The organism is Achromobacter seleniivolatilans, from assembly GCF_030864005.1.
In the GTDB taxonomy this organism is placed as follows: Bacteria; Pseudomonadota; Gammaproteobacteria; order Burkholderiales; family Burkholderiaceae_B; genus Achromobacter; species Achromobacter seleniivolatilans.
Genome location: NZ_CP132976.1, coordinates 181,096 through 206,925 on the forward strand (window position 1 = coordinate 181,096; position 25,830 = coordinate 206,925).

26 protein-coding genes are annotated in these 25,830 nt (G+C 62.1%); 15 read left to right on the plus strand and 11 right to left on the minus strand.

All coding sequences use genetic code 11. The features are described from left to right. Window position 1: 1 nt before the first annotated feature. On the minus strand, window positions 2-796 hold the full coding sequence (locus RAS12_RS00825; protein ID WP_306944542.1) for an SDR family NAD(P)-dependent oxidoreductase: 795 nt from the start codon (window positions 794-796) through the stop codon (window positions 2-4). A gap of 112 nt (window positions 797-908) precedes the next feature. Between RAS12_RS00825 and RAS12_RS00830 the strand changes: the two genes are divergently transcribed. Then, the gene (locus RAS12_RS00830) at window positions 909-1,811 is read left to right on the plus strand and encodes a LysR family transcriptional regulator (protein WP_306944544.1); all 903 of its coding nucleotides are present in this window, start codon (window positions 909-911) and stop codon (window positions 1,809-1,811) included. A gap of 153 nt (window positions 1,812-1,964) precedes the next feature. Beyond that, entirely contained in the window at window positions 1,965-2,180 is a 216-nt protein-coding gene (locus RAS12_RS00835; protein ID WP_306944546.1) for a dodecin, read from the plus strand. Window positions 2,181-2,902: 722 nt separating this feature from the next. Here RAS12_RS00835 and RAS12_RS00840 read toward each other — a convergent pair. Further along, window positions 2,903-3,457, minus strand: coding sequence for an NADPH-dependent FMN reductase (locus tag RAS12_RS00840; RefSeq protein ID WP_306944548.1), 555 nt, complete (start codon window positions 3,455-3,457; stop codon window positions 2,903-2,905). Window positions 3,458-3,560: 103 nt separating this feature from the next. After that, a complete protein-coding gene (hpxZ, locus tag RAS12_RS00845; protein WP_306944550.1) occupies window positions 3,561-3,935 on the minus strand; it encodes an oxalurate catabolism protein HpxZ in 375 nt (124 codons plus the stop codon). A 200-nt stretch (window positions 3,936-4,135) separates the two neighbouring features. Here hpxZ and RAS12_RS00850 point away from each other — a divergent pair, with 200 nt between their 5' ends. Further along, on the plus strand, window positions 4,136-4,678 hold the full coding sequence (locus RAS12_RS00850; protein ID WP_306944552.1) for an antibiotic biosynthesis monooxygenase: 543 nt from the start codon (window positions 4,136-4,138) through the stop codon (window positions 4,676-4,678). A gap of 48 nt (window positions 4,679-4,726) precedes the next feature. Here RAS12_RS00850 and RAS12_RS00855 read toward each other — a convergent pair whose 3' ends face one another. Genes RAS12_RS00855 through RAS12_RS00880 form a run of 6 tightly spaced genes read right to left on the minus strand, consistent with a single transcriptional unit; the run spans window position 4,727 to window position 9,685 of the window. Next, the gene (locus tag RAS12_RS00855; RefSeq protein ID WP_306944554.1) at window positions 4,727-5,434 is read right to left on the minus strand and encodes a GntR family transcriptional regulator; all 708 of its coding nucleotides are present in this window, start codon (window positions 5,432-5,434) and stop codon (window positions 4,727-4,729) included. Window positions 5,435-5,454: 20 nt separating this feature from the next. Further along, window positions 5,455-6,843 carry an AtzE family amidohydrolase gene (locus tag RAS12_RS00860; RefSeq protein ID WP_306944556.1) on the minus strand — a complete coding sequence of 463 codons (1,389 nt, stop codon included), beginning with the start codon at window positions 6,841-6,843 and terminating at the stop codon, window positions 5,455-5,457. Beyond that, window positions 6,840-7,022, minus strand: a complete 183-nt coding sequence (locus RAS12_RS00865) for a DUF4089 domain-containing protein (RefSeq protein WP_306944558.1) — start codon at window positions 7,020-7,022, stop codon at window positions 6,840-6,842. The genes RAS12_RS00860 and RAS12_RS00865 overlap by 4 nt, the downstream gene beginning before the upstream one ends. 44 nt (window positions 7,023-7,066) lie before the next feature. Continuing rightward, window positions 7,067-7,888, minus strand: a complete 822-nt coding sequence (locus RAS12_RS00870) for an ABC transporter ATP-binding protein (RefSeq protein ID WP_306944560.1) — start codon at window positions 7,886-7,888, stop codon at window positions 7,067-7,069. Further along, window positions 7,889-8,674, minus strand: a complete 786-nt coding sequence (locus RAS12_RS00875) for an ABC transporter permease (protein WP_306944561.1) — start codon at window positions 8,672-8,674, stop codon at window positions 7,889-7,891. A gap of 3 nt (window positions 8,675-8,677) precedes the next feature. Continuing rightward, window positions 8,678-9,685 (minus strand): ABC transporter substrate-binding protein, encoded by a 1,008-nt coding sequence (locus RAS12_RS00880; protein ID WP_306944563.1) that lies wholly within the window; start codon window positions 9,683-9,685, stop codon window positions 8,678-8,680. A gap of 286 nt (window positions 9,686-9,971) precedes the next feature. On the opposite strand from RAS12_RS00880, the gene RAS12_RS00885 reads away from it, so the two are divergent. The 8 genes from RAS12_RS00885 to RAS12_RS00920 all read left to right on the plus strand — a co-directional run bounded on the left by RAS12_RS00885 (window position 9,972) and on the right by RAS12_RS00920 (window position 19,303). Beyond that, complete coding sequence (locus RAS12_RS00885; protein ID WP_306944565.1) at window positions 9,972-10,883, plus strand: LysR family transcriptional regulator; 912 nt, start codon at window positions 9,972-9,974, stop codon at window positions 10,881-10,883. A gap of 126 nt (window positions 10,884-11,009) precedes the next feature. Next, entirely contained in the window at window positions 11,010-11,681 is a 672-nt protein-coding gene (locus RAS12_RS00890) for a DUF4286 family protein (protein WP_306944567.1), read from the plus strand. Window positions 11,682-11,727: 46 nt separating this feature from the next. Next, on the plus strand, window positions 11,728-13,047 hold the full coding sequence (locus tag RAS12_RS00895; protein WP_306944568.1) for an MFS transporter: 1,320 nt from the start codon (window positions 11,728-11,730) through the stop codon (window positions 13,045-13,047). Window positions 13,048-13,283: 236 nt separating this feature from the next. After that, a complete protein-coding gene (locus RAS12_RS00900) occupies window positions 13,284-14,582 on the plus strand; it encodes an imelysin family protein (RefSeq protein WP_306944570.1) in 1,299 nt (432 codons plus the stop codon). Next, window positions 14,579-16,096, plus strand: a complete 1,518-nt coding sequence (locus tag RAS12_RS00905) for a di-heme oxidoreductase family protein (RefSeq protein ID WP_306944573.1) — start codon at window positions 14,579-14,581, stop codon at window positions 16,094-16,096. Before RAS12_RS00900 ends, RAS12_RS00905 begins: the two co-directional genes overlap by 4 nt. Continuing rightward, entirely contained in the window at window positions 16,096-17,184 is a 1,089-nt protein-coding gene (locus RAS12_RS00910) for an imelysin family protein (protein WP_306944575.1), read from the plus strand. The genes RAS12_RS00905 and RAS12_RS00910 overlap by 1 nt, the downstream gene beginning before the upstream one ends. Next, window positions 17,174-18,286 carry a DUF1513 domain-containing protein gene (locus RAS12_RS00915; RefSeq protein WP_306944577.1) on the plus strand — a complete coding sequence of 371 codons (1,113 nt, stop codon included), beginning with the start codon at window positions 17,174-17,176 and terminating at the stop codon, window positions 18,284-18,286. Before RAS12_RS00910 ends, RAS12_RS00915 begins: the two co-directional genes overlap by 11 nt. A gap of 168 nt (window positions 18,287-18,454) precedes the next feature. Next, a complete protein-coding gene (locus RAS12_RS00920) occupies window positions 18,455-19,303 on the plus strand; it encodes a mechanosensitive ion channel family protein (protein ID WP_371321324.1) in 849 nt (282 codons plus the stop codon). Between the two features lie 89 nt (window positions 19,304-19,392). On the opposite strand, the gene RAS12_RS00925 is transcribed toward RAS12_RS00920, so the two are convergent. Next, window positions 19,393-20,154 carry an IclR family transcriptional regulator gene (locus RAS12_RS00925; RefSeq protein WP_306944580.1) on the minus strand — a complete coding sequence of 254 codons (762 nt, stop codon included), beginning with the start codon at window positions 20,152-20,154 and terminating at the stop codon, window positions 19,393-19,395. A 160-nt stretch (window positions 20,155-20,314) separates the two neighbouring features. Here RAS12_RS00925 and RAS12_RS00930 point away from each other — a divergent pair, with 160 nt between their 5' ends. Continuing rightward, entirely contained in the window at window positions 20,315-21,304 is a 990-nt protein-coding gene (locus RAS12_RS00930; RefSeq protein WP_371321234.1) for a Bug family tripartite tricarboxylate transporter substrate binding protein, read from the plus strand. A 66-nt stretch (window positions 21,305-21,370) separates the two neighbouring features. Here the strand turns inward: RAS12_RS00930 and RAS12_RS00935 are convergent, their stop codons facing one another. Beyond that, complete coding sequence (locus tag RAS12_RS00935) at window positions 21,371-22,162, minus strand: RNA methyltransferase (protein ID WP_306944582.1); 792 nt, start codon at window positions 22,160-22,162, stop codon at window positions 21,371-21,373. A gap of 132 nt (window positions 22,163-22,294) precedes the next feature. On the opposite strand from RAS12_RS00935, the gene RAS12_RS00940 reads away from it, so the two are divergent. The 3 genes from RAS12_RS00940 (at window position 22,295) to RAS12_RS00950 (ending at window position 25,796) form a co-directional block, all read left to right on the plus strand. Next, window positions 22,295-23,080 (plus strand): inositol monophosphatase family protein, encoded by a 786-nt coding sequence (locus tag RAS12_RS00940; protein WP_306944584.1) that lies wholly within the window; start codon window positions 22,295-22,297, stop codon window positions 23,078-23,080. A gap of 250 nt (window positions 23,081-23,330) precedes the next feature. Then, window positions 23,331-24,914 carry a TerC family protein gene (locus RAS12_RS00945; RefSeq protein WP_306944586.1) on the plus strand — a complete coding sequence of 528 codons (1,584 nt, stop codon included), beginning with the start codon at window positions 23,331-23,333 and terminating at the stop codon, window positions 24,912-24,914. Between the two features lie 18 nt (window positions 24,915-24,932). Beyond that, window positions 24,933-25,796, plus strand: a complete 864-nt coding sequence (locus RAS12_RS00950; protein ID WP_306944589.1) for an undecaprenyl-diphosphate phosphatase — start codon at window positions 24,933-24,935, stop codon at window positions 25,794-25,796. The last annotated feature ends 34 nt before the right edge of the window (window positions 25,797-25,830 follow it).

Here is a 25,830-nt window from a genome sequence, read left to right on the forward strand (position 1 = left end):
ATCAAAGAATGGAGCGGACGACGCCGCCATCGACACGCAACGCGGCACCGTTGGTGGCCGAGGCTTGTGTGGAGCAGGTGTAGACAACCATATTGGCCACTTCTTCCACCGTGGCCAGCCGGCGCAGCAGCGACGTCGGGCGGTGCTGGGCAACAAAGTCTTGTTCCATCTGGGCTTGCGATACGCCTTGTTCCTTGGCCATCTCGGCGAAGAAATCGGCCACGCCTTCAGAGCGGGTAGGGCCGGGCAGCACGGCGTTGACGGTGACGCCCGTGCCGGCGGTCAATTCGGCCAAGCCGCGCGAAACGCCCAGCAGCGCGGTTTTGCTGACGCCGTAGTGGATCATTTCGGCAGGAATCTGCACTCCGGATTCGCTGGAAATAAAGATTACGCGGCCCCAGTTGGCGGCCATCATGCGCGGCAGGTAATAGCGCGACAGGCGGATGCCGCTCATGACATTCGTGTTCAACATGTTTTGCCAGTCATCGTCCGTGATTTCGGTGAACGATTTAGGCGCGAAAAAGCCAGCGTTATTGACCAGGATATCCACGTCAGGATGAGCGGCGCTGACCGATGCGGCGCCATCCGCTGTAGCCAGGTCCGCCTGCACGGTACTGACCTGCGCGTCGGGAAATTTCTGAGTGATGGTGGCCGCGGCTCGGGCCAGCTTATCGGCGTTGCGGCCATGCAGAACGACTTGCGCGCCAGCTTCAGCCAGTCCTAAAGCGATGGCTAATCCAATGCCGCCGGATGATCCGGTGACGAGGGCCTTCTTGCCGTGTAGTTCGATTTTCATGCGGTGACTCCAAAGGGTCTCGGGGGTAGGGCCATCATTACCCAGTCCGAAGCGATGAAAAACCGGCTAGCATCGGACTCAGTTTCAATAATTTTTTGAAAATAAGGCAGCCATGGTCCGGTTCGAAGACTTGAAGATCTTTGTTGCAGCGGCCGATCAGGGCAGCTTTTCTGCCGCCGCACGCGAATTGGATCTGACGCCAGCGGTCGCCAGCGCGGCGCTCAAACGCCTGGAATTGACGCTGGACACGCGCTTGTTCGTGCGCTCCACCCGCAGCTTGCGCCTGACGAGCGATGGCGAGCGTTATCTAGAATACGCCCGGTCTGCGCTGTCTACGCTTGAAGCGGGCAAAAATGCCATGGCACGCGACAAGACTGGCATCTCTGGCACCTTGTCGATATCCATACCGTCTGATCTGGGGCGGCACGTGTTGCTGCCCTGGCTGGATGACTTTCAGGTCCAGCATCCGCGGGTCAGTTTCCAGGTGCGTATCAGCGACCGGTTGGCGGATCTGTACCGCCAGCCCGTCGATATTGCGGTGCGCTACGGCACGCCAAACGATTCGGCTTTGGTGGCCTTGCCCCTGGCCGAGCACAACCGCCGTGTGGTCTGCGCTTCGCCCGGATATCTGGCGCGTCATGGCGTGCCGCAAGCGCCTGGCGATCTGCGCCGCCACAATTGCCTGTCTTTCGTGCTGGGTGAAACCTTGCACGACCGTTGGACGTTCGAGCGCGAGGGCGCCAGTCAGACGGTGCCCGTAAAGGGAGACCGGGTGGGCGATGACGGCGACCTGGTGCGCCGCTGGGCACTGGCGGGGCACGGCGTGGCCTACAAGTCGCGTTATGACGTGTTGTCCGATCTGCGGGCGGGCCGTCTGGTCGAGCTGCTGGCGGACTACGTCAGCGAGCCATCCCCTTTGTATTTGCTCTGCGTGCATCGCATGCTGCTGTCGCCCGCCGTCAGACGGTTGCGAGAGTTTCTGCAAGAACGCTTCAAGCAGTTCGAAGCCGGCTAAGCGCCTGGAGCCATACCGCGCGTCGAAACTCGTAACACCAGGCTGGCGCTGCGGGGGTATCCTGTGAGTTCGAATGGATTGCCGGTCGCACGCGCCGGAACAAGGCCAACGCACCGACGATTCATGACTCACCCCCCTTAGCGGAGACGAGCTATGTCGAATCACGTTTATAAGCAGATCGAATTGGTGGGCTCTTCCACCAAGTCCACCGATGATGCTATTTCCAAAGCTATAGAACGCGCATCCGAGACCTTGCGCAATCTTGATTGGTTCGAAGTCACCGAGGTGCGCGGCCACATCAAGAATGGCAAGGTGGCGCATTGGCAGGTCGGTTTGAAGATCGGTATGCGCCTGGAAGGCAACGAGTAATTCCGTCGCTGCTTCTTTTTTGAGCACGCCTTCCAAGTGATTGTCGGATAAGGACTTTTCAGACTTGTTGTCCGACTGTTCATAGGCTTGTCCACATTCCATGGGGACAAGCCTGTTTCGTTTTTGGGGCCGCGTGAACTGTCCACAGCCTGGCATCGGGCGGCGGCGCATGTGAGCGTTTTTTGCCCGCTGCCTGCAAGTCATTGGGATATAAGGGGATTTGAAGAGTGCCCTGGAACTGTCCTCAGGCTTATCCACATTTGCCGGGGACAACATCGGCTCCGATTCAGGCGATTGGGCTATTGTTGACCACCCCTTGCAGGGCGTTGATATCGTTGGGGATTTTCGACCTGCCCTCAGACTGTCCTCATGCTTGTCCACAGAATGCTGGGACAAATCCACACACCCTCAACGCTTCATGAAACCGCTGGGCATGCATCCAGGTTTTTTGTGAATAAATACGCCGAATCTCATCCAAAAGGATGATTGCGCATTGTTTGATCACCCTGCGCAAGTGCTTGAACTGATGACGATTTTTGACTCTACCCCAATACTGTCCTCAAGCTTCTCCACAGTTGACGGGGATAACTTCGCAAGGGCGGGGCGCAGATCCTGCGGCCCAATAAAAAAGCCCCCCGACGAATCGGGGGGCTTGATCGCCCGGAGGTAGAGCGGGCGATCGGCGCCGGCCAGGGATTGACCCCGGCCGGCAGCGGCGGCGATCAGGTGTTCAGCTTTTTGACCCAGTCCACATAACGGTCGATCCAGCCTTGCAGGAACTTGCGCGTGCCTTCGTTCGTGATGTTGAACTGATCATCAACCAGGCCATCCGTGTATTGCAGGAAGACTTCGGGCGTGGTCAGGGAATTGGCGCCCTCGGCGGCGAGAATATTGCGCAAGTGCTGTTGCATCAGCGCGGTGCCAGCGGCGCTCGGAGACGCGCCGACGATGCCTACGGCCTTGCCCGTCCACGAGTTCTGGCCCCAAGGGCGCGAGCCCCAGTCGATCGCATTCTTGATAGCCGTGGGCACCGAGCGGTTGTGCTCGGGCGAGACAAACAAAATGCCTTGGGCATCGGCGATCTGCTGCTTGAGCTTGGCGGCAGGCGGGGGCAGGTTGTTTTCGTTGTCCTGGTTGTACAGCGGGATGTCGCCCAGGCTCACATATTCGAACTTGAAGTCCGCGGGAACCAGTTTTTCCAAGGCACGCGCCAGACGCAAATTGATCGACGCGGCGCGCAGGCTTCCGACGAAAACCGCAATCTTGTATGTGCTCATGGGCAAATGCTCCAACGGTGTAAAGGAATACCCAGTGTAGACCTGGACCGTGACACGCTCAATGCCGATTGCACATATTGATATGCAGCGCCTTGTGCGTGCGCTATGTCATCAGGCTGACATGCGCGGACACCACGCGCCAGCCTTCGGGCGTGCGCATCCAGGTCTGGCTCTGACGCCCAGTACGATCGCTGCCCTCGCGCTGAAATTCCAGGTTGGCGGTGGCGAAGTCGGTGCCGTATGTGGTGATGGCAGTGCGCAGTACGCGGCGGGCCAAACCTTGCGGAGAACGCGCGGCGCGAAAGGCGCGGATGGCGTCGTAGCCATACAGATTCTCGCCTGCGCCATATCGCAACGTGTGCGGGCTGTTCCAGAACAGGGTGTCCAGCTCGTCGACCAGATTGTTCACCAGCGCCGTTTCATAGCGCTTACACGCGGCGGTGACTTCAGCCACCACGTCGGGCAGATTGATTTCCATAGGCATCTCCGGGTTTGCACCAATATGGTGCGAGTTGTAGGGGTAATCACCAATATGGTGTGTTGTGCGGTGCGCAAAGTTCTTGGCAATGTGGTCTGGCGGCCCTAGCTGCTGGGGAAATGCTGCGCTGCAAAGCTGGCACGCGGCTTGCTAGGGTTAACACTGCATAACAAGCTGCATCGATGCCCAGGAGTTCCACCATGTCCAGTTCCGCTGTTTCTGCCCCGGTCACCATGCTGGTCACCCGGCACATTACCCCCGAACGCTATAGCGATTTTCTGTCCTGGATGCGCCAGGGCGAAATCCTGGCGGCAGGTTTTCCGGGGTTTCTGGGGTCGGGCGTGTTGCAGCCGCCCGAGGGCGGGGACCAGTATCAAATCGTGCTCCGTTTTAGCGACGAAGCCAGCCTGAATCGTTGGGAAAAATCGCTGCCGCGCCGCATGTGGCTCGAGCGCGGCGCAAACCTGGTGCGCGCCAGTCATGAGCATCGCGTCAGCGGTACGGACAGCTGGTTTGCGCCCAAGGCCGCCAGCGCGCCGCCGCGCTGGAAGCAGGCGGTCAGTATTTGGCTGGCCTACTTTCCGGTCTTGCTGGTGTTTTCGATGCTGGTCAGCGAACACTTGATTGCCCTGCCCGTATTCTGGCGCGTCTTGATCACCAGCGTCACCCTGACGCCCATCATGGTGTTTGTCTGCATTCCGGTCATCACGCGCGTGTTGCATCGCTGGTTGCGCGCTGGTTGAGTTCTGCCACGCGAGGAGAAGCGTTGCCGCGCGGTGGCGGCGCTTCTCCTAAGCGGCTTTTGCCCGGCGCGTTGAATACAGGCGGTGCAACGTGATCTTGCGCACCGCCTCCTGGCTGTCTTGAATATGCGTTTGCAAGAGCGTGGCGGCGGTGGCGCCATCGCGTTCCAGAACCGCACGCAAGATTGCGCCATGTTCCTCATAGGTCTTGTCTACGCGGTCTGGCTGCGTAAAGTCCAGCCGGCGCACGATACGTATGCGTTCGGTGGCAGCGCGATGCACCCGGGAGATCTCTGGGTTGCCCGCAGCGCCCACCAGATCAACATGAAAGCGTTCATCCAGGTCAGCCAGCCATTCGCAATCGGTCGAGCGCGCGCTGGCATCTACCAGCCAGATGTCCGTCAGCGAGCGCAGGGCGCGCAACGGGTCCGGTGATTGCCCAGGCGTGCACAGCGCATGCACGGCGGCCACTTCCAACACGCTGCGCAATTCATAGAAGTGGTCCAGCGTGTTGAAGTCCAGCGGTTTGACCAGCCAGCCATTGCGCTGACGCACTTCCAGATACCCCTCGCGTTCCAGCCGGAACAACGCTTCGCGCACGGGGGTGCGGCTGACTTGCAGGCGGTCGGCGATTTCGGTTTCGGTAAAGCGGTCGCCTGGCGCCAGGCGGAAGTCCAGAATGTCCCGCTTCAGCGCGCCATAGGCCGTATCGGCCAGGGTGCGCGGCATGTCGATGGCGGTGAAAGCGGTTTCCATAGCTTGGCCTTGGAGTCGATTCAAAGGGGACGTACACGTGCCGCGCCGGCCTGTTCCAATGCCAACGCCGCGCTCAGACAGTCTGCTTCGCGCCACGGCGCGCCTATCAGTTGCACGCCTAGCGGCAGGTGGCCGTCCTGATCGGTCTCCGGCCAGGTAGGGGCGGTGCACACCGGCAGGCCAATGCAGGAGATCGGTTGCGTTAACAGACCCATGCTGGCGCGCGCTGGCAGTTGTTTGCCCGCCAGCGTCAGCCAGTCTGTGCCGATAGGAGTGGCGGATACGGGCGTGGCGGGCGCGATCAGCACGTCGTACTGGGCAAACAGCGCCAGCGCCTCGCGGTAAACGCGATACCGGATGCGTTGCGCCTGCTGCACCCACGCTGCGGGCACCAGGCTGCCTGCAACAAGGCGATCGCGCGAATAGGGCTCGTAGTAGTCGTAATGCGTGACCAGTTTGCGCCTGTGCAACGCGCCGCCTTCAGCCGCCGTGATGATGAAGGCAGCAGCCCGCGCCTGCGTCGCGCCAGGCAAGTCCACGATGGCGGTGGCGCCCAGCGCGAGCGCCGCAATCTCGACGGCGCGGCGGGCTTGCGGCCCCGCCATCTCAGAGAAATAGCCGCCCAGCACCGCCACGCGAAGTTTTCGTGCGCCGCCAGCCAAGCCCGGCAGCACGGGTTCCGCGGGCCGCTGCGCGCAAGCGGCATCATCCGCGTCGGGGCCTTGCAAGGCGTCGTACGCCGCAGCCAGATCGCTGGCGCTGGCGGCGAACGGACCAAGATGATCCAGACTGCCAACGAAGGGGAATGAGCCGGTGCGGGACAGGCGCCCGAAGGTGGGCTTCAAGCCGAACACGCCGCATAGCGATGCGGGCACGCGGATCGATCCGTTGGTGTCGGAACCCAGCGTCAGCGGCACCATTCCGCCGGCAACCGCAGCGGCGCTGCCGCCCGACGAGCCGCCCGCAATGCGGGTCGTGTCATGCGGGTTGTGGCAAGCGCCGTAATGCGTGTTTTCTGTGGTGAAGCCGTAGGCGTGCTCGTCCATGTTCAGCGCGCCCACCAGCACCGCGCCAGCTTCGCGCATGTGCGTGATCAACCGAGCGTCGCGCAGCGCTGGCGGGTTGGCTGCATTGACGCGCGCGCCCGCTAATGTCACTTCGTCAGTAATGTCGAACAGATTCTTGACGGCATAGGGCACGCCTGCCAGCGGCGGCAAGGTTTCGCCCCGTGCGTGGCGCGCATCGATGGCCGCGGCTTCCTGACGCGCACGGGCCTCCGTGATGGCAGTAAAGCAATTCAGGCCGGGATTGCGCTCGCGCACGCGTGCCAGCGTTGCCTCCAGCACCGCCGTGGCGCTGCGCTCGCCGCTGCGGACCTGGCGGGCGATGTCGTGTGCGGGGCCGCTCACGGACGAAACACCAAGGCCGATTCCAGCTCTACCGGCAGCGGCTCATCAACGAAGCTTGCCGCAATGTCGTGAATGCGCGAGAACTGCTGCACGACCTCTGCTGTAGTGGCCTCGCGCAGCGCGTAGCCCGACAGCGCCAATGCGCTGCGCACATATTGATCGATGGTTTCCTGGGTCATGGCGAACTCTCCGGATAGTCTGATTTGCTGACTTACTCAGTGAATTATTTACGCACTTCTCGCTGGAAGATTTCCAGGCTGAGTTTCTTCATTTGAATGAAGCTGGGTTCGGACAAGGTGTCCACCGTGCGGGGGCGCGCATCGCCGTAATCCAGAATCTCGGCGACGCGGGTGGGGCGCTTGGTCAAGAGCAGGATCTGGTCGGCCAGATACACGGCTTCTTCCAGATCATGCGACACCAGCAGCATGGTGGTGCCCGTCTGCAAGAAGACCTCTTGCAGCTTTTCGCGGATGAACAGCGTCATCTCGAAGTCCAGCGCTGAAAATGGCTCGTCCAGGAACAGCACTTCAGGTCCGGGCGCCAGCGCACGCATGATGGACGCGGTCTGCTGCTGCCCGCCCGAGAGCTCGTAGGGATAGCGGTTCAAGTCGAACTTGACGTCAAACGACGCCACCAGCTCTTGAACGCGCGCATCCACTTCGGCCTTGCTGCGGCCTTCCAGACGCAGCGGGTAGGCGATATTGTCGATCGTGCGCAGCCACGGAAACATGGCTTCGCGATAGTTCTGGAACACATAACCGATTTTGGTTTGCGCCAGCGATTTGCCATCGAAAAGAATTTCGCCAGCGTCGATGGGAATCAGGCCCGCGATCATGTTGATCAGGGTAGATTTTCCGCAACCGTTCGGGCCAAACACCGAGACAATCTTGCCTTTGGGTATGTCCAGGTTGAAGTCTTCATACAGGGGCCAGCCCGCAAAATACTTGGTCAGCCCGCGTATCGTGATGTGCGTGCCCAGCGGGCCGGGTGCAAATGGGGCGACGGCCGGGCCGGGCTCGATGATGGGGTTGATAACGGTGGACATTTATCGGCCGCTCCAATGGACCATGCGCTTTTCCAGCACGAGAAAAAGGATGTTCAGCACATAACCCAAGGCGCCCGCGGCAAGAATCGCTGCGTACATCTCGCGCACGTTCAGCACCTGCTGCGCATTGATGATGCGATTGCCCAGACCGCTGTCCGAACCAATGAACATCTCGGCCACGATCACGATGACCAGCGCCATCGATACGCCGCTGCGCAGGCCCACAAACGTGGGTTGCAGGCTTTCCCAGATCAACACGTCTTTAAAGATCTGCCAGCGCGACGCGCCCATCACGCGGGCCGCCATCACGCGTTGCTTGCGCGCGTTGATCACGCCATACGCGCTGTTGAACAGAATCACCAGCACGGCGGCAAAGGCCGCGATGGCGATCTTGTTCATGTCGGTCACGCCGAAAATCATCAGAAACAGCGGGATCAGCGCAGAGGAGGGCGTAGACCGGAAAAAATCCACCAGGAACTCGACGCTGCGGTAGGCCTTTTCATTGCTGCCCAACAACACGCCCAAGGGCACGCCAACGACCCCGGCAATGACAAACGCCTGCAAGGTGCGATTGAGCGAGGACAGGAAATCCCACAGCAGCGGGCCTCCAGCCAATCCTTTTACAAGCGCCACGATGGTGGCGCTGGGCGTGGGCAGCAATACGGGGCTGACCAGTTGCAGGCGCACAACCAGATCCCAGACCACGAACAGCGCCAGCGGTCCAATCAGCGGCAGAAAGCGCGAGGTGTTGAATTTCGATGGCGGCTTGCTTGTTGCGGCTGTCATGGATCAGCCCTTGTAGAGCATGGCGGACACGTCGACCTTCTGCGCAAAGATGCCCTTGTCGGTGAACAGGTCGAAGAATTTCTGGAAGTACGCGATGTCGCTGGGCGTGAACTCGTTGTAGAGCGTGTAGGCGGCCAGCGGCACTTCTTCGGTCATGGGGCCTTCGATGGCGGTGTAGCCCTTCATGAAGGGGCGCGCCTCGGCCGGTTTGGTGCGGATCAGTTCGATGCCGCGCGCATAGGCTGCGATGAATTTCTTGCTTTCTTCCGGATATTTTTTCAGGAAGGCGGTGGTCAGCGATGCCGATCCGCCAAACCACGGCGCCATCGGATCACCCAGCACGTACTTGGCGATCACGCCAGTTTCCAGCACGCGAGTGGTGCCGTTCAAACGGCCCACCGTGCCGGTGGGTTCAAGCGTGTAGCACGCATCTAACTGGCCGGCGGCAACCGCGGCGACGTGTTGGCTGATTGCCAACTCGACCACGGTTGCCCCGGTTGCGCCGGCGCGCTCCAGCACTGCTTTGGCCAGCGTGGCGTTCTGGATGCCGGGTCCAGATCCGACCTTTTTCCCCTTGAGGTCTGCTATAGATTTGATGGGACTGTCTTTTGCGACGATGAACTCGTCCAGCACGTTTTTGACGTTGCTGGGATTGGAAGCAAAAATCTTAAAGAGGCCGGGCGATGCGATTTCGCCGATGGCCAGGTTGGCGGAACCGGTGCCGTTGGCGCTGCCATCCGCGCGGCCAGCCAGCATCGCTTCCATGACTTGCTGCGCGCCCGCGAACTTCAGCGGTTCGACATTCAGGCCCGCTTCCTTGAAGTAACCCTTTTCTACCGCTGCATAGAATGGCAGGCCGGCCGCGACGGGCCAGAAGCCGATACGGATCACCGGGCCCGTTTGCGCGCGAACCAGCGCGGGCGCGGCGATTACCGCGGCGCCCAGAGTGGCCCCTTGGATCAGCCGGCGGCGGGTGGCGTTGAAGGCGTAGGGCGCATTGCGGTTGATCATGTGGGCTCCTGGTCTGCTTGGAAGGTGGGGGCTTGTAGACAAGCTTGCATACCAGTCATCAAGCAAAACTCGTGCCAACTTGTTTCCAGGGGCCGCTGCCCTATGACGGGCCTGCCGGCGGGCTTCGTGCTGGTGCCGCGCATGAACCAATTTGGTGCATGACGCACCACTGAAGGGGACGCAGCACTGCGCACGGCTGCACCGGGCCCGAAGGCGGTAGGATGTAGCCGGATCAGGACATGGCGTTCTGTGATCTCAACAAGCGGGCTTGTGGCTCCGGTGCAATATGAATACGCGTTTTGTTGAAGCTTTTTTGTGGTCGGCGCGGTTGGGCAGCTTTCGAGCCGCCAGCGACCGCCTCCACATCACTCAGGCCGCCGTGGCCAATCGCATTTCTTCGCTGGAAGAAGACATCGGCGCGCGTTTATTCGAGCGGGACGCCAAGGAGTTGCGGTTGACGGCCGTCGGCACTCGCCTGCTGGATTATGGCGAACGGCTGCTGGAGATTCGCCAGCAGATCCTGTCATTGGGTAAAAGCGGCGACGAGGTGTTCGGCCTCGTGCGCATCGGCGCCATCGAAACGGTGGTGCATACCTGGCTGATCGGTTTCCTGACGAACTTGCGGTCCACCTATCCCGGTATTGAAGTGCAGCTGACCTCCGAAACGACGCGCGCCTTGCATCGGGGGCTGCGTGAAGGCACCTTGGACATCGCCTTGCAAACGGACCTGATCAGCGACACGGGCATCATCAGCACGGCCTGCCTGCCGATGGAAATGGGTTGGGTCGGACGCGCGGGCGATGAAGAATCGCTGACCGTGCAGCAACTGCTGAGCGAACCGGTACTGACAATGAGCCCGGGTTCGCAGCCGCACGAGGCGCTGAAAGCCCTGTTCCGCGAAGCCGGCATGCCGCTGGGCAAGGTGCATTGCGTCAGTTCAATTTCGGCTTTGGCACGGCTGGTGCGCAGCGGCTTTGGCCGGGCGCTGGTGCCGCTGCCCCCTATCTACGAATACGTGGCACGCGGGGAAGTGCAGGTGATACGCAGCGATATGTCCGTGCCGCCCCAACTGCTGGTAGTGAGCTATCTGGAAAGCGCGGGTTCGGACGCGATCCGATTGGTGGCCGAGCTGGCCAGCCGCGCCTCCGATCAATTCACGACGTCCGTGGCAGCGCCGCGTTTCGGCTCTGCGCAATAGTGTTATCCCTAGGGTGGCTTTCAGTAATTCTGTTGCTGCCCGGAAGAATTACTCGTTTGTCCGCGCACCGCCTGGCGGCTGAAGATTGGGCCTTCCGCAATCGAAGGTTTTTCCGGTCTTCTGTTTATGAATTCATCTGCCGCTTCTGCTTTGCCTTCCCATGGCCTGTTGTTTGTCGCGTCTGACGTTGACGCTGCCGACGAGCCCGATTTCAACCGCTGGTACGACCGCGAACACGTGGAAGAACGCGTGCGCATCCCGGGCTTCCTGTCCGGCGCGCGCTACGTGTCGCAAAGCGGCGGGCGAAAGTACCTGGGCCTGTACCGTACTGAATCGCTGGACGCCTTCACAACCGCTGATTACCGCGCCGCCTTCGAGCGCCAGACGCCGTGGTCCGTGGCCAATCTGGACCGCATGCGCAATCCCATGCGCCGCGTCTGCTCGGTGGAAGCCGTCACGGGCTTTGGCAGCGGCAGCCAGCTGGTGGTGCTGCCTTTGCCGCAAGCAGGGGATGCCCAGGCGCTGATTGAGCAGGCCCGCGAGCTGGGCGAAAAACTGGCCGACGCCGATGGTTTTGTTCAGTCGTACCTGCTGGTGCCCGACACGACACTGAGCACGCCGCTTCCGCGCGAGTCCAAAGAGAATCGCACGCTGGACCCATTGTTTGTCGTGGAAGCCAGCACGGTTTCTGCCGCGCGCGCGCTTCGCGAATTGGCGGCATCGGCCTTTGACCGGAATCCCGCTGACGCCTGGCTGCTTGAGTTGGGCTGGAAGCTGAACGCATCCGATCTGCGCTGATCGCGCAGCGCGGCACCACATCGAATAACGAATCAAGGGGAAGCCTATGGCTGAAAATACACTACGTGATCCTGCGGTCTTGAAAACCGCGGCGGCGCCAAACAAGATGCGCAGACTGGCTATGGCCAGTTCGGTCGGCACCACACTGGAGTGGTACGACTTTACGATCTACAACCTGATGGCGGCGCTGGTATTTAATGCCGTTTTCTTTCCGTCATTTGATCCGCTGACGGGCACCATCCTGGCCTTCTCGACCTATGCCGTGGGTTATGTGTCGCGGCCGCTGGGCGGTTTTGTTTTCGGCCATCTGGGCGATCGGCTGGGCCGCAAGTTCGTTCTGGTTGCCACGCTGGTCATCATGGGCATTTCGACCGGTCTGATGGGGCTGTTGCCGACCTACGCATCCTGGGGCGTCTGGGCGCCGGTGGCGCTGGTCGCACTGCGATTTGTGCAAGGCGTGGCGCTGGGCGGGGAATGGGCGGGCGCTGTGCTGCTGTCGATGGAGCACGGCAAGCCGAATCAGCGCGGGCGCAATGCGTCGTTCACGCAAGTGGGACCGTCGTGCGGCACGCTGATCGGCACGGGCTTTATCGCCCTGGTGTCGGCGTTCCTCAGCCCGGAAGAATTCCAGGCTTGGGGCTGGCGTCTGCCGTTCGTGTCCAGTGTCGCACTGGTGCTGTTTGGCCTGTGGCTGCGCCGTGGCGTGGAAGAAACGCCCGTGTTTCTGGAAATGGAAGAAAAGCGCGAGACCGCCAGCACGCCCATCAAAGAAGTCCTGGTCCAGCACTGGCGTCAGTTGCTCATCGCGGGCGGTTCGCGCATTGGCTCTGACGTGCTGTATGCGCTGGTCGTGGTGTTTACGCTGACCTATGTGACAACGGTCTTGCACTTGTCGCGCCCCATGGCGTTGACGGCGACCATGCTGGGCGCTGCGCTCAACGCATTGGCGGTGCCGTTGTGCGGACATCTGTCGGACAAGATCGGCCGGCGGCCGGTGTATTTGGCGGGGGCGGTGCTGGGCATGATCTGGGCCTTTGTCTTTTTCGTGCTGATGGACACGGCGCACCCGATCGCCATCTGCGCGGCTGTCGTGGTGGGGCTGTTGATCCACGCCATGATGTACGGCCCTCAAGCTGCATTCATTACTGAACAGTTCCCGGGGCGCGTGCGCTATGCCGGATCTTCCCTGGCTTACACGCTGGCCGGTATTGTGGGCGGAGGCTTTGCGCCGCTGATCATTGCCAGTCTGTACAAGTCCTGGAGTTCTACCCTGGCGATCTCGCTGTATGTGGCGGCGGCGCTGGTGGTGACGGCAATTGCGCTGTTGGCTGCCAAGGAAACGGCAAAGGCGCCTTTGCAGCGCTGATTAAGGCTGATGGCGCGCAATCGCGCGTTATCAGCACGAGGGCGGCCCGGGTTATGACCCGGGTTTTTTTCGCCTGTTTTCAGCTGCGCAGGCCCGGGCTGCGTTCAAAAAAATGTCAGGTATCTGACTTTGCGCTGAACATCAAACGAAAATTGTTTACACTCGCATCCACAAAATTCAAGTCGGAACGGTCCGCCGCGGGGGCGGGAGCCGTTCGAGTTACGGGAGAAAGTGCGATGCGCAAGTTGCTATTGGGAGCGGTGCTGGCCGCGGCGGTATTCGGGGGAACGGCTCACGCCGCGGTGGAACCCAAGGCCGTGGTCGCTACCTATTCGGATCTGGCGTTGGCGGGGTATGAAGACTCGCTGACCGCCGCCAAGACGCTGCGCAGCGCGATTGATGCCCTGGTCGCCAAGCCCAGCGCCGACACGCTGAAGGCCGCGCGAGAAGCCTGGCTGGCCGCCCGCGTTCCTTACCAGCAGACCGAGGCCTACCGCTTCGGCAACCCCATCGTTGACGATTGGGAAGGGCGCGTGAACGCGTGGCCGCTGGACGAAGGCCTGATCGACTACGTGGACGCCTCTTACGGCACCGAAAACGACGAGAACGCGTACTACTCGGTCAACGTCATCGCCAATTCCAAGATTTCGGTGGGCGGCAAGACGGTCGACGTCAGCAAGATCACGCCCAAGCTTTTGTCCGAAGTGCTGCACGAGGCCGATGGCAACGAAGCCAACGTCGCTACCGGCTACCATGCCATCGAATTCCTGCTGTGGGGCCAGGATCTGAACGGTACCGGCCCGGCGCCGGCAGACCGCAAGGGCACACCGCAAGAACGCCATTCGGGTAATCGTCCGTACACCGACTTCGATCCCAAGCAATGCACGGGCGGCAACTGCGAACGCCGTATCGAGTTCCTGAAGGCCGTGACCGACCTGCTGGTTACCGACCTGGAAGAAATGGTGGGCAACTGGAAGAAGGACGGCGCCGCGCGCAAGGCCGTCGAAGAAGATCCCAAGGCGGGTCTGATCGCCATGCTGACCGGTTTGGGCAGCCTGTCGTACGGCGAGCTGGCCGGCGAACGCATGAAGCTCGGCCTGATGCTGCATGATCCGGAAGAAGAGCACGATTGCTTCTCGGACAACACGCACAACTCGCACTTCTTTGACCAAATCGGCATCCAGAACGTCTATCTGGGCGCTTACACGCGCATCGACGGCAAAAAGGTCACGGGCGCGAGCCTCTCGGAATTGGTCAAGGCCAAGGACCCGAAGCTGGACGCCGAAGTGCGCGCCAAGCTGGAAGCCACGGTCGCTGCAATGCAGGCGATGAAGACGCGCGCTGAAACGGTCGAGACCTATGACCAGATGATCGCGGACGGCAATAAGGAAGGCAACGCTGTTGTGCAAGCCGCGATTGACCGCCTGGTCGATCAGACGCGCAGCCTGGAACGCGTGATCACGCTGCTGGACTTGGGCAAGGTCGCGATCGAAGGTTCGGACAGCCTGGATAAACCCGACGCCGTATTCAAGTGAAACTCGTATTAGCTGCCGTACTGGCGGCGTCGGCGCATGCCGGCGCCGCCGCCGCACCTCAAGTGCCTGCCGGGCGTGACGACCTTACGCCCGAAGATCAAAAACGCGTCACCGCCATCACTGCGCCCACGTGGGATTTCTCGAAAGTGGAAACCTTCGAGACCATGCAGGCCGGGGCGGCGACCACCAACAAACTCATCAACGCAGACATCTTTTCTCAGCCTTCGGCCAACATGAGCTTTGAAGGCCGCCAGGAATTCCAGGTCGGCAATGGCTTGTTTCGCAAAGACTGGGTGTCTGCGCCCGCGTCCACGCAAGCGTCTGACGGGTTGGGGCCGCTGTTTAATGCGCGGTCCTGCCAGGCCTGTCATACCAAGGACGGACGCGGCACGGTGCCGGGTTTCGATCCTTTGGAACGTACTGACGCCGTGGCGCTGCTGCTGCGCCTGGCCGTGCCGCAGGGACCTGACCGGGGACATCCCAAGCTGGCGGCGGGCGAGATCGCCGCCTTGCCGGAACCCGTTTATGGCGTGCAGTTGCAGAACTTCGCGGTTGCGGGCCTGCCCGCCGAAGGCCGCATGGAGATTGACTACCAGCCCATCGCGGTGGCGCTCAAGGGCGGTGAAACCGCTACCTTGATGAAGCCTGCGTATCGCATCGAGAACCTGGGCTATGGTCCGATGCGCGCTGACACCCAAATTTCGCCGCGCCTGGCGCCGCCAATGATCGGGCTGGGGCTGCTGGAGTCCATTCACGAGGCCGATATCCTGGCCAATGTTGGCGCGGACAAGCGCGACGGCATCGTCGGCAAGCCGAATTGGGTCACGGATGCGCGCACAGGCGCCCGCGTGCTGGGCCGCTTCAACTTGAAGGCGGGTCAGCCCACGGTCGAGCAGCAAAGCGCTGCGGCATTCTCGAACGATATGGGCTTGTCCACGCCGATGTTCCCCAAGCACTCGGGGGATTGCACGCCGGCGCAAAAGCAATGCCTGGACATGCCGCATGGCGCGCAGCCGCGCTTTGGGCCGGAAGAAGTGCCGGCCAAGCTGATGGACTTCGTGACAATCTACTCCACCAATCTTGCCGTGCCCCAGCGGCGCGACGCCGACGACGCGCGGGTGCTGGCAGGCAAGAAGCTCTTCTACGAAGCCAACTGTGTGGCCTGCCACGTACCCAAGTACGTGACGAGCCGCAATGCCAAGCAGCCCGAGCACCGTTTCCAGTTGATCTGGCCGTACACCGACATGCTGGTGCACGACATGGGCGACGACTTGGCCGACGGCGTGTCCGATGGGCAAGCCAATGGCCGTGAATGGCGCACGCCGCCGTTGTGGGGCATAGGCCTGACCAAGACCGTGAACCCCAGCGCGACGTGGCTGCACGACGGGCGCGCCCGCAGCTTGCTGGAAGCGATCCTGTGGCATGGCGGCGTAGCCAAGCCCGCTCGTGACCGCGTGGTAGAAATGACGCCCGATGAGCGCGCCGATTTGATCCGTTTCCTGGAGTCGCTGTGATGGTTCGACCAATCCGGCCGTTGTTCAAGCAAACCCTGGCGGCCGCGCTGCTGCTGACGGCAACGCTGACCGCGCATGCGGAATTACCCGCCGATCTGGGTGAGCGTCTGGCGCGCGACTACGCGCGTCCTGCCGTCGGCAAGATGGTGGACGCCGCCACCGCGCTGGATGGCGCGTTGGGCAATTGGTGCGCCAAGCCGGACGCGGCCGGCGCCGCACGCGTGGGCGAGGCGTTCACAGGGCTTGCGCTCGCCTGGTCGGGAGTCGAGATCCTGCGCTTTGGTCCGTTGGTGCAGGCCAACCGTTTCGAGCGCCTGGCTTTCTGGCCCGATACTCGCGGGGTGATGCCCAAACAGGTGCAGGCGCTGATTGCGGCCCGCGACGAAGCCTTGCTGGCTCCGGGGGCGCTGGCCGGCCGCAGTGTGGCCGTGCAGGGCCTGCCAGCGCTGGAATACGTGTTGTATGGCGAGCCCGCCTTGCTCAAGCAGAGCAGCGCGCCAGCCTTTGCCTATTCCTGCGGTTATGCCCGGGCTGTCGCGGCCAATGTCGCCGCAATGTCGCGCGATGTGGCAGCGGCCTGGGGGCCGAATGGCGAATTCGGCCGGCAGTTTGCAAAGCCGCAAGCGGGCAATGATCTGTACCGTGATCCGCAGGAAGTCGCGGCCGAGGCGATGAAGGCGCTGTCCACCGGATTGCAGTTCGCGCGCGACGTAAAGATTCTGCCGGTGCTGGGCGATTCGCCTGAAGCGGCACGGCCCAAGCGCGCCGCGTTCTGGCGCAGTGATTTGTCCACACGCTTGCTCGCGGCCAATCTTGAAGGCTTGAATGCGTTCTATCAGGCAGGCGCCTATCCGCTGCCCAAGGGCGGCGACTGGATGGACGTGTCGGTGCGCGGCGAATTGAATAGCGCCGCGCAGACCCTGCAAGCCGTGCCTGTGCCGCTGGACAAGGCTCTGGCCGCTGAAGAAGGCCGCCGCTTGCTCCAGCTGGCCTCGCTGACCATCAAGAATGCCAAGGCCATCGTTGATCAGGACTTGGCGCCAGCGCTAGGCGTCACCATCGGATTCAATGCGCTCGATGGTGATTGATCGCCGCCGTTTCTTGACGCTGGCCGCGGCGCTTGGCATGTCGCCTTGCGCCGCGCTGGCTGCGCTGCCGGCGGATGGCGGCCCCTTGTATCTCAGCGCCCGCAAGCGCGGAGGGCGGGACGAAGCCGTTTTGCTGGATGAGGCCGGCGGCGACCGCCTTGTCATCCCCATGCCTGCTCGCGGTCACAGCTTTGCCATTGATGCCATCGGCCAGCGTGCCGTGGTATTCGGGCGGCAGCCGGGGTTTTTTGCGCTGGCCTTTTCGCTCAAGCAAGCGGGCGAACCCCAGGCCCTTCCGATACCGGACGAACGTCACTACTTTGGCCACGGAGCCTTTGTGGATGGCGGCCGGCTGCTGGTGGCGACAGAAAATGATTTTGAAGCGGGTCGGGGCGTACTGGGTATCTACGACGCGACGCCCGGCGGCGCCTACCGGCGTATCGGCGAATTCGATTCCGGCGGCATCGGGCCGCATGAAGTCGTGCTGATGCCCGACGGCAAGACGCTGTGCGTGGCCAATGGCGGCATTCTGACTCACCCGGACTACGGCAAGCTGGAACTCAATCTGGACACGATGCGGCCATCGCTGGCGTATATCGATGCGGCAAGCGGCCAGTTGCTGGAAAAGGTGGAGCTGGCGCCGGAACTGCATCGCTTGTCGATCAGGCATCTGGCGCTGGCGGCAGATGGTTGCGTCTGGTTCGGCTGCCAGTACATGGGACCCGCCGCCGATCGCCCCGCGCTGGTGGGCCGTCATCGCCGTGGCGCGCAGCTGGAATTATTCGAAGGACCCGTAGAGACACTGCGCAATATGCGCAACTATGTGGGCTCGGTAACGGTTGATGCTTCGGGCAGCATTGCCGCCACGTCCAGCCCCGTGGGCGGGCAGGTGATTTATTGGGATACGGCCAGCGGGCGTTGCCTGGGCACGACCCAGCTTGCAGATGGCTGCGGCGTGGCGCCCGCCACGCAAGCGGGATTCCTGGTCAGCAGCGGGCTGGGCGCCATGGTGCGCACGGATGCGGCTGGGCAAGAAAAACCCGTGCTGCCGCCGTCTCGTGAGCTATCCTGGGACAATCATTTCCGTATCGTTGCGGCCTAGAGGCATGCTTGAACGGCCATGCCGTTCCCTTACAAAGCTTGACACTCCAGGGCCGCGATGCGGCCCTTTGCGCATCCGCCATCTGATACAGTTTTCGGTCGCATTTTTTTTGCAGGAGATTCCGTGGAAGACGCCGTTAGAGAATTTAACGCCTGGGCCCCCAGGCTGATGGACATGGGCATCAATCTGCTCGTGGCCTTGTTGATCCTTATCGCCGGCTGGTGGATATCGTCCTTGCTGGGCGGCTGGGTCCGCCGCGCGGCCACGCGCTCAAGCAAAATTGACCGCACGATTGTGCCGATGTTTTACAGCACCGTCGTTTGGGCAGTGCGGATCTTCACGGTGATTGCCGTGCTGGCACGCTTTGGCGTGCAGACGGCCAGCCTGATTGCCGTGCTGGGCGCGGCAGGTCTGGCGGTGGGTCTGGCGCTGCAAGGAACGCTGCAAAACATTGCCGCCGGCATCATGCTGCTGATGTTGCGCCCGATCCGCGCTGGCGAGTATGTGGCGTTGAGCTCCGGCGCCGACGGCACGGTGGAAGAGGTCGGCCTGTTCCTGACGCGTCTGGTGCAGGGCGATGGCATCCATCTGACGCTGCCCAACAGCACGGTGTGGAACGCCACCATCACGAACTACAGCCGCAACAAGACGCGCCGCCTGGATATCCCTGTGCCGGTCCGTTATGGCGATGACCTGGAGCAAGTGCTGGCCAAGCTGACCGAAATCGTGAACGGTCGCGAAGACGCGCTGAAAGACCCGGCGCCGCAGGTGAAGGTGTTTGAGTACAAGGAAAACGGCGTCATCGTGAATGTGCGCGTGTGGGCCGAAGCCAGCAAGTACTGGGACCTGCGTTGGGGCCTGTACCAGCAAATTCGCACGTCGCTGGAAGCCGCCGGTTTCCAGCCGCCGATTCCGCTGCGCGAAATCCAGAACCCCAGAACGGGCGCCGCTCCTGCCGCGCCCGCCTTGGGCGCCAAGGACTCGGGTAAGAACGTGTCGGACGACGCGGCGACCTGATCCAGGCGCGGCTATGGCTGGCAGGCAGCGGGCGCCCTAGGGCGCCCGTTTGCTTAGGGTTTCGGCAGGCTGCTCGCACTGCCGGCGGATCAGGCCTGCATGGCCAGCCGCGCCAGTTCAGCCTTGATCCAGCCCGCGATTTCGCGCTGGCGCTGGGCCGGCATGCGGTCGATGATGGCCGTGACGCTTACGGCCAGCAGCGGGACGCCTTGCGCATCCAGCAATGCGCAACCAACGCCCAATGCGCCGCGCACAGCGTGGTTGCCCACCACTGAATAGCCGCGGGCACGGGTGTTTTCGATCAAACGGTACATTTCCTGCGGCGTCATGCCGCCGTACTCATCCAGCCTGCCGGAGTTGCGCTCGACAATGCTGCGCGCCAGATCGTCAGGCAGCGCGGCCAGCAAGGCCATGCCGCCAGAGCCGACGCCCAGCGGCTGACGCTTGCCCGCGTAGGTTGCCAGGATCTGGACGGGGTAGCTGCCGATTTCGCGGTGCAGGCTGATGGAGTCGTCTTCTTCGCGCACCACCAGAAAAACGGCGTCGCCAGTCCGGTCGGCCAGGCGGCGCAACACGGGCAGCAACTGGCGCACGCGCGGATCTCGCGAACGCGTGTCCGGGTCTACGGCCAATTGGGCGCGGTATTTCTTGGTACCCGCCACCGGCAGCACCAGACCCGCGTCGAGCAGGGCGGCCAGCAACCGGTAGATGGTGGGACGCTGTATGCCCGTCAGGCGGGCGATATCTGTCACGCTCAGGCCGTCGGGCCCTTGGTCACGCAAGGCGGCCAAAACGGCCAACCCACGGCGCAATGTGCGTGGGCCTGCGGCCGCGGCATCGCTGTCTTGCATGTAAATCTCTGAAAACTTTAGGTTATTGCGGAACGGTCAAGGGAAAACCATTGTCCGTACCGTGGACTCTACCTTGATGTACCACGGCTGTATAGCTGAGAATGCAGCATCTAATAATTCAAATCGTCCACTTAGTGGACAGTACCTGCACGGAGACACTATGACTACAGGTCACAAGCCTGGCATGCGGCGTCTTGCCGCCACCCTTCTGGCCACCGCCGCAAGCGCATTTGCCATGGGTTCGGCCCATGCCGCCTACCCTGACAAACCTGTCCGCATCGTGGTCGGTTTTTCCGCCGGCGGCACGACTGACGTGATTGCCCGCATTATGGCCAAGGAACTCACCGAGAGCCTGGGCCAATCGTTCGTGGTTGAAAACAAGCCGGGCGCCGGCAGCAACATCGCGACCGATCAGGTGCAACGCGCCACCCCCGACGGCTACACGCTGCTGTTCGTGGCGGTGACCAGCGCCATCAACCAGACGCTGTACAAGAACGTCACGTTTGACCTGACCAAGGACTTCACGCCCGTCGCCCTGGGCGCCAAGGTGCCGAATATTCTGGTCGTGAATCCCCAGGTGCCGGTGAAATCGGTGCAGGAATTGGTGGATTACGCCAAGAAGAATCCGGGCAAGCTGGCCTTCGCTTCGTCGGGCAGCGGCACGTCCATCCACATGGCGGGCGAACTGTTCAAGATGCAGGCTGGCATTGACGTGCTGCACGTGCCTTACAAGGGCAGCTCGCCGGCCATCACCGATCTGATCGGCGGCCAGGTGCAGTTCATGTTCGACAACATGCCGTCGGCTTGGCCGCACGTGCAATCGGGCAAGCTGCGCGCCCTGGCCGTGACCACCGCCGAACGCTCCAAGAGCGCGCCGGATGTGCCCACGATGAAGGAAGCGGGTTATGCCAACTTCGACGTGTCGTCGTGGTTTGGCCTGATCGCTCCGGCCGGTACGCCGCCTGACGTGGTCAACAAGCTCAACGCCGCGATGCAGAAGGCGTTGGACAAGCCCGAAGTGCAACTCAGTTTTGAGAAGCTGGGCGCCGTCGGCGTGAAGACCACGCCGGCCGAGTTTGGCCAATTCATCAAGTCGGAAGTGGAAGGCTGGGCCCCGGTCATCAAGGCCTCGGGCGCCACGGTGGACTGATCTGCAAGGCTTCCCGGCGGCATGCCGCCGGGAGAGCGGAAAATAGGGATGGGCTCGCGCCTGTCCCTATTTTTTTGCGCCGCCGTTGCGCCTTGCGGTGGCCAGCATGGCAGTGCAGACGCCGCGCAGCATGTCGACTTCGTCCCGGCTCAGGGCGGGACGCGAAAACAGATGGCGCATGCGCGGCATCAGCTTTTTGGGATGGGCAGGGTCCAGGAACTGGACGCCGATCAACGCTTCTTCCCAATGGGCCAGGAAAGCCTGGACGGCTTCGCTGGACGCCGGTTCGGCGCCGCGCGAGGGTTCCTGTGCGGTCGACACCGGCAGCAAAGCAGCGCCCTGGTCCACCAACAACGCATAACGCAGCTCCCAGGCGGCCAGTTGCAAGGCCTGAGCGACGTTCAGCGAGCTGTATTCGGGATTGGCGGGAATGTGGCAGATGCGATGGCACAGCGCGATCTGCGCGTTGGTCAGCCCGGCGCGCTCGGTGCCCAGCACAATGGCTGCCACGCCCTCGGCCGTCTCGGCCAGATGGGCGCAGGCCAGATCAGCGGCCTGACGGATGTCGCAGGGCGGGGGGCCCAGGTCGCGCACGCGGGCGGTCAACGCAAACGCCATGGTGACGGGCGCAAGCGCTTCTTCCAGGGAGTCATAAATCCGGGCGTTTTCCAGCACGTCTAGAGCGCCGCTGGCCAGTGCCACAGCTTCTGGCTGACTGGTTACATCTGGAAACTTTGGGGCCACCAGGACGAGTTCGGAGAAGCCCATTGTCTTGATTGCGCGGGCCGCCGAACCCACGTTTCCGGGGTGGCTGGGGTTCACCATAACGAAGCGAACACGTGAAAATGCTTGAGTCATTTAAAATGGCACGTTTGGCTTAGTGCCTTCCTGTTTTTTTGGGTCGATTTCCCCGGTTGGGGCAACGACGGACCCGGGGGGGCGGCAAGTGGCCAACCATCACGCGAACCCACCGCATACGTACGGAATTTTATGCACCCGATGCTCAACATCGCCATCAAGGCGGCCCGGCGTGCCGGCACCATTATCAACCGTGCCAGCATGGATTTGGAACGACTCAGCGTGGCTCGCAAGGGGCCGCGCGATTATGTCACGGAAGTCGATCGCGCCGCCGAGGAGTCCATCGTCGAGACGCTGCATGCGGCTTACCCGGACCATGCCGTTCTGGGCGAAGAATTCGGTCTGCAAGGCCCTGACCAAGCCGAGTTCCAGTGGATCATTGATCCCCTGGACGGCACGACCAATTTTATTCATGGTCTGCCCAACTACGCCGTGTCGATCGCGCTGACGCATCGCGGTCAAGTGACCCAAGCGGTCATCTATGATCCGGCGCGCAACGAACTGTTCACGGCCAGCCGTGGCAGCGGCACCTTCCTGAACGACCGCCGCGTGCGCGTGTCGGGCCGTACCCGCTACCACGAAGCGCTCTTGGGCGCGCACTGGCCCCAAGCTGGTGATCCCGAACAGGGTTCGTCGCGTTTCCGCGAAATGGCCGAAGGCGCCACCGGCGTTCGCCGCCTGGGCGCCACCGTGCTGGATCTGGCCTATGTGGCCAGCGGCCGTCTGGACGGCTTCTGCGGTGTGGGCTTGAAGCCTTGGGATGTCGCTGCGGGCAGCTTGATGGTGCTGGAAGCAGGCGGCCTGATCGCTGACTTTGACGGCGAGCAAGGCTGGATGGACAGCGGCAACGTCCTGGCCGCCAGCCCCAAGATCTTCACGCAAATGCTGTCGGCGCTCAACCCGCCTTCGGCCGCTTAAAGCGCAAGACGCAGACCCCCGGCGTGCGGCTTAACTGCCGCCGCCTTGCACGCACTGGGCGCAAGCCCGCTGCTGAAAGACCGGCCTTCGGCCGGTTTTTTTTTGTCCGCGCGCGCTGCTCACCCCCTCGCCCAGCATGGTGAAAATGGCTCAAAGCCAATGGCCATCAGGCATACGGACGGGACTCGTCACCGGCATGTCACAGGTTTTCCATGTACGATTACCGGTCGCATAACTTCTGGAGCTCCTGATGGAGTGGCTGCTAGACCCCGCTGCGTGGGTCGGCTTGCTTACCCTGGTCGTCCTTGAGATCGTCCTGGGCATTGATAACCTGATTTTCATCGCCATCCTGGCAGACAAGCTGCCCCCTGCGCAACGCGATCGCGCGCGCATCATGGGCTTGAGCCTGGCGTTGATCATGCGCCTTGGCCTGTTGTCGGTCATGTCGTGGCTGGTCACCTTGACCACCCCCTTGTTCTCCATCGGTCCGCTGTCCCCTTCGGGACGCGACCTGATCCTGATGGTGGGTGGCTTCTTCCTGCTGTTCAAAGGCACGATGGAACTGCACGAGCGTCTGGAGGGCGGCCAGCATATGGGCTCGTCCGGGCCGCGCGTGTACGCCAGTTTCTGGGTGATCGTGACGCAGATCGTGGTGCTGGACGCCGTGTTCTCGCTGGACTCGGTGATTACCGCCGTCGGTATGGTGGACCACCTGGCCATCATGATGATTGCTGTCATCATCGCCATTGGCATCATGCTGCTGGCGTCCAAGCCTTTGACGCGTTTCGTCAACGCCCACCCGACCGTGGTGGTGCTGTGCCTGGGCTTCCTGCTGATGATCGGCTTTTCGCTGCTGGCTGAATCGTTTGGCTTCAAGGTGCCCAAGGGTTACCTGTACGCGGCCATCGGTTTCTCGGTGGCGATCGAAGCGCTGAACCAGGTCGCGCGCCGCAATCTGCTCAAGCTGGATGCCCGCCGTCCCATGCGTGAACGCACGGCCTCGGCTGTGCTGCGCATGTTGGGCAAGCGGCCGCCGGCCAGCGATGAACCCGATCTGCCGCATGCAGGCCCGTCGGTGCCCGCTTTCGGGGTCGAAGAAAGAAATATGGTCAGTGGGGTGCTGACGCTTGCCGAACGCTCCATCCGGTCGATCATGACGCCCCGCACGGACGTGTCGTGGGTCAATATCGATGACGACCCGGAAGTCATCCGCCGTCAGCTGACCGAAGCGCCGCACAGCTTTTTCCCGGTCTGCCGGGGTTCGCTTGACGAGGTGCTGGGCATCGCGCGCGCCAAAGATCTGGTGGCCGACCTGATCACCGAGGGCCGCGTGCGCCGCAATCGCCTGCGTGACCCCATCATCGTGCACGAAGCCATCGGTATCCTGCGCTTGATGGATACGCTCAAGCGTTCGCGCGGCCAACTGGTGCTGGTCGCCGATGAGTTCGGCGCCATTGAAGGCTTGGTTACGCCTATCGACGTGTTCGAGGCAATTGCCGGCGAGTTCCCCGATGAGGATGAACTGCCCGATATTGTGGCCGATGGCGACAACACCTGGAAGATCGATGGTGCAGCCGACCTGCATCATGTAGAACAGGTATTGGAAACCGAAGGCTTGGTCGACGAGGCCCAGGAATTTTCAACCTTGGCGGGCTATTTGCTGTCGCGCTTTGGACACCTGCCCAAACCGGGCGATGTCTGCGAGTACGAAATCCACCATGAGCATTTCCGTTTTGAAGTGCTGGAAATGGATGGCCGCCGCATTGCGCTGGTGCGCGTCGAGAAGCGTCGCCACGAGCCGCTTTCCGATGAAGCATCGCTTGCCAACGACTAACCGGGACTGCTCCTTATCGTGACTGAAAACGCGCTCTATCTGATCAAAGCTTTTATCCTGGGTATTCTTGAGGGCCTGACGGAATTCATCCCGGTGTCCAGCACCGGCCACCTTATCCTGGTGGGCGACTGGATCAATTTCCAGTCGGGCGACGGCAAGGTGTTCGAGGTCGTGATCCAGCTGGGGTCCATTCTGGCCGTCATGTGGGTGTTTCGCGCCCGGCTGTTGCAGCTGATTCGCGGCACGCTGACTGGCGTGCCGACCGAAGTCGCATTCACCCGCAATCTGATCATCGCTTTCCTGCCGGCGGCGGTCATCGGGGCGATCTTCATCAAGTCCATCAAGTCGGTGTTCTACCATCCGGGCGTCGTCGTAGTGACGCTAGTGTTGGGCGGCCTGATCATGCTGTATGTCGAACGCAAGACGCATCACACGCCGGGCGACGTGCCTGGCGCCGCTGACGACACCGCTTCTGATGAGCGCGCCACGGCGCGCACGCTGGAACAGATCACCTGGAAGCAGGCGCTGGGTGTGGGCGTGGCGCAATGTCTGGCCATGATTCCCGGTACGTCGCGGTCAGGCGCCACCATCATCGGCGGCATGATCGCGGGTATTCAGCGCAAAACGGCGACCGAGTTCTCGTTCTTTCTGGCGATGCCCACGATGTTGGGCGCGGCGGTCTATGACATGTACAAGAACTTTGGCGTGCTGACCCAGCACGACCTGTCCGGCATTGCCGTGGGCTTCATCGCGGCGTTCCTGAGCGCGATGGTGGTGGTTCGAGCCGTGCTGCGCTTTGTGGCCAACCACACGTACCGGGTGTTCGCCTGGTACCGGATCGTGTTTGGCGCGATAGTTGCCGCGTGGGTCTTCACCCGCTAGGACTTCTGGCGATGGAATAAAAATGGCCTTGCAA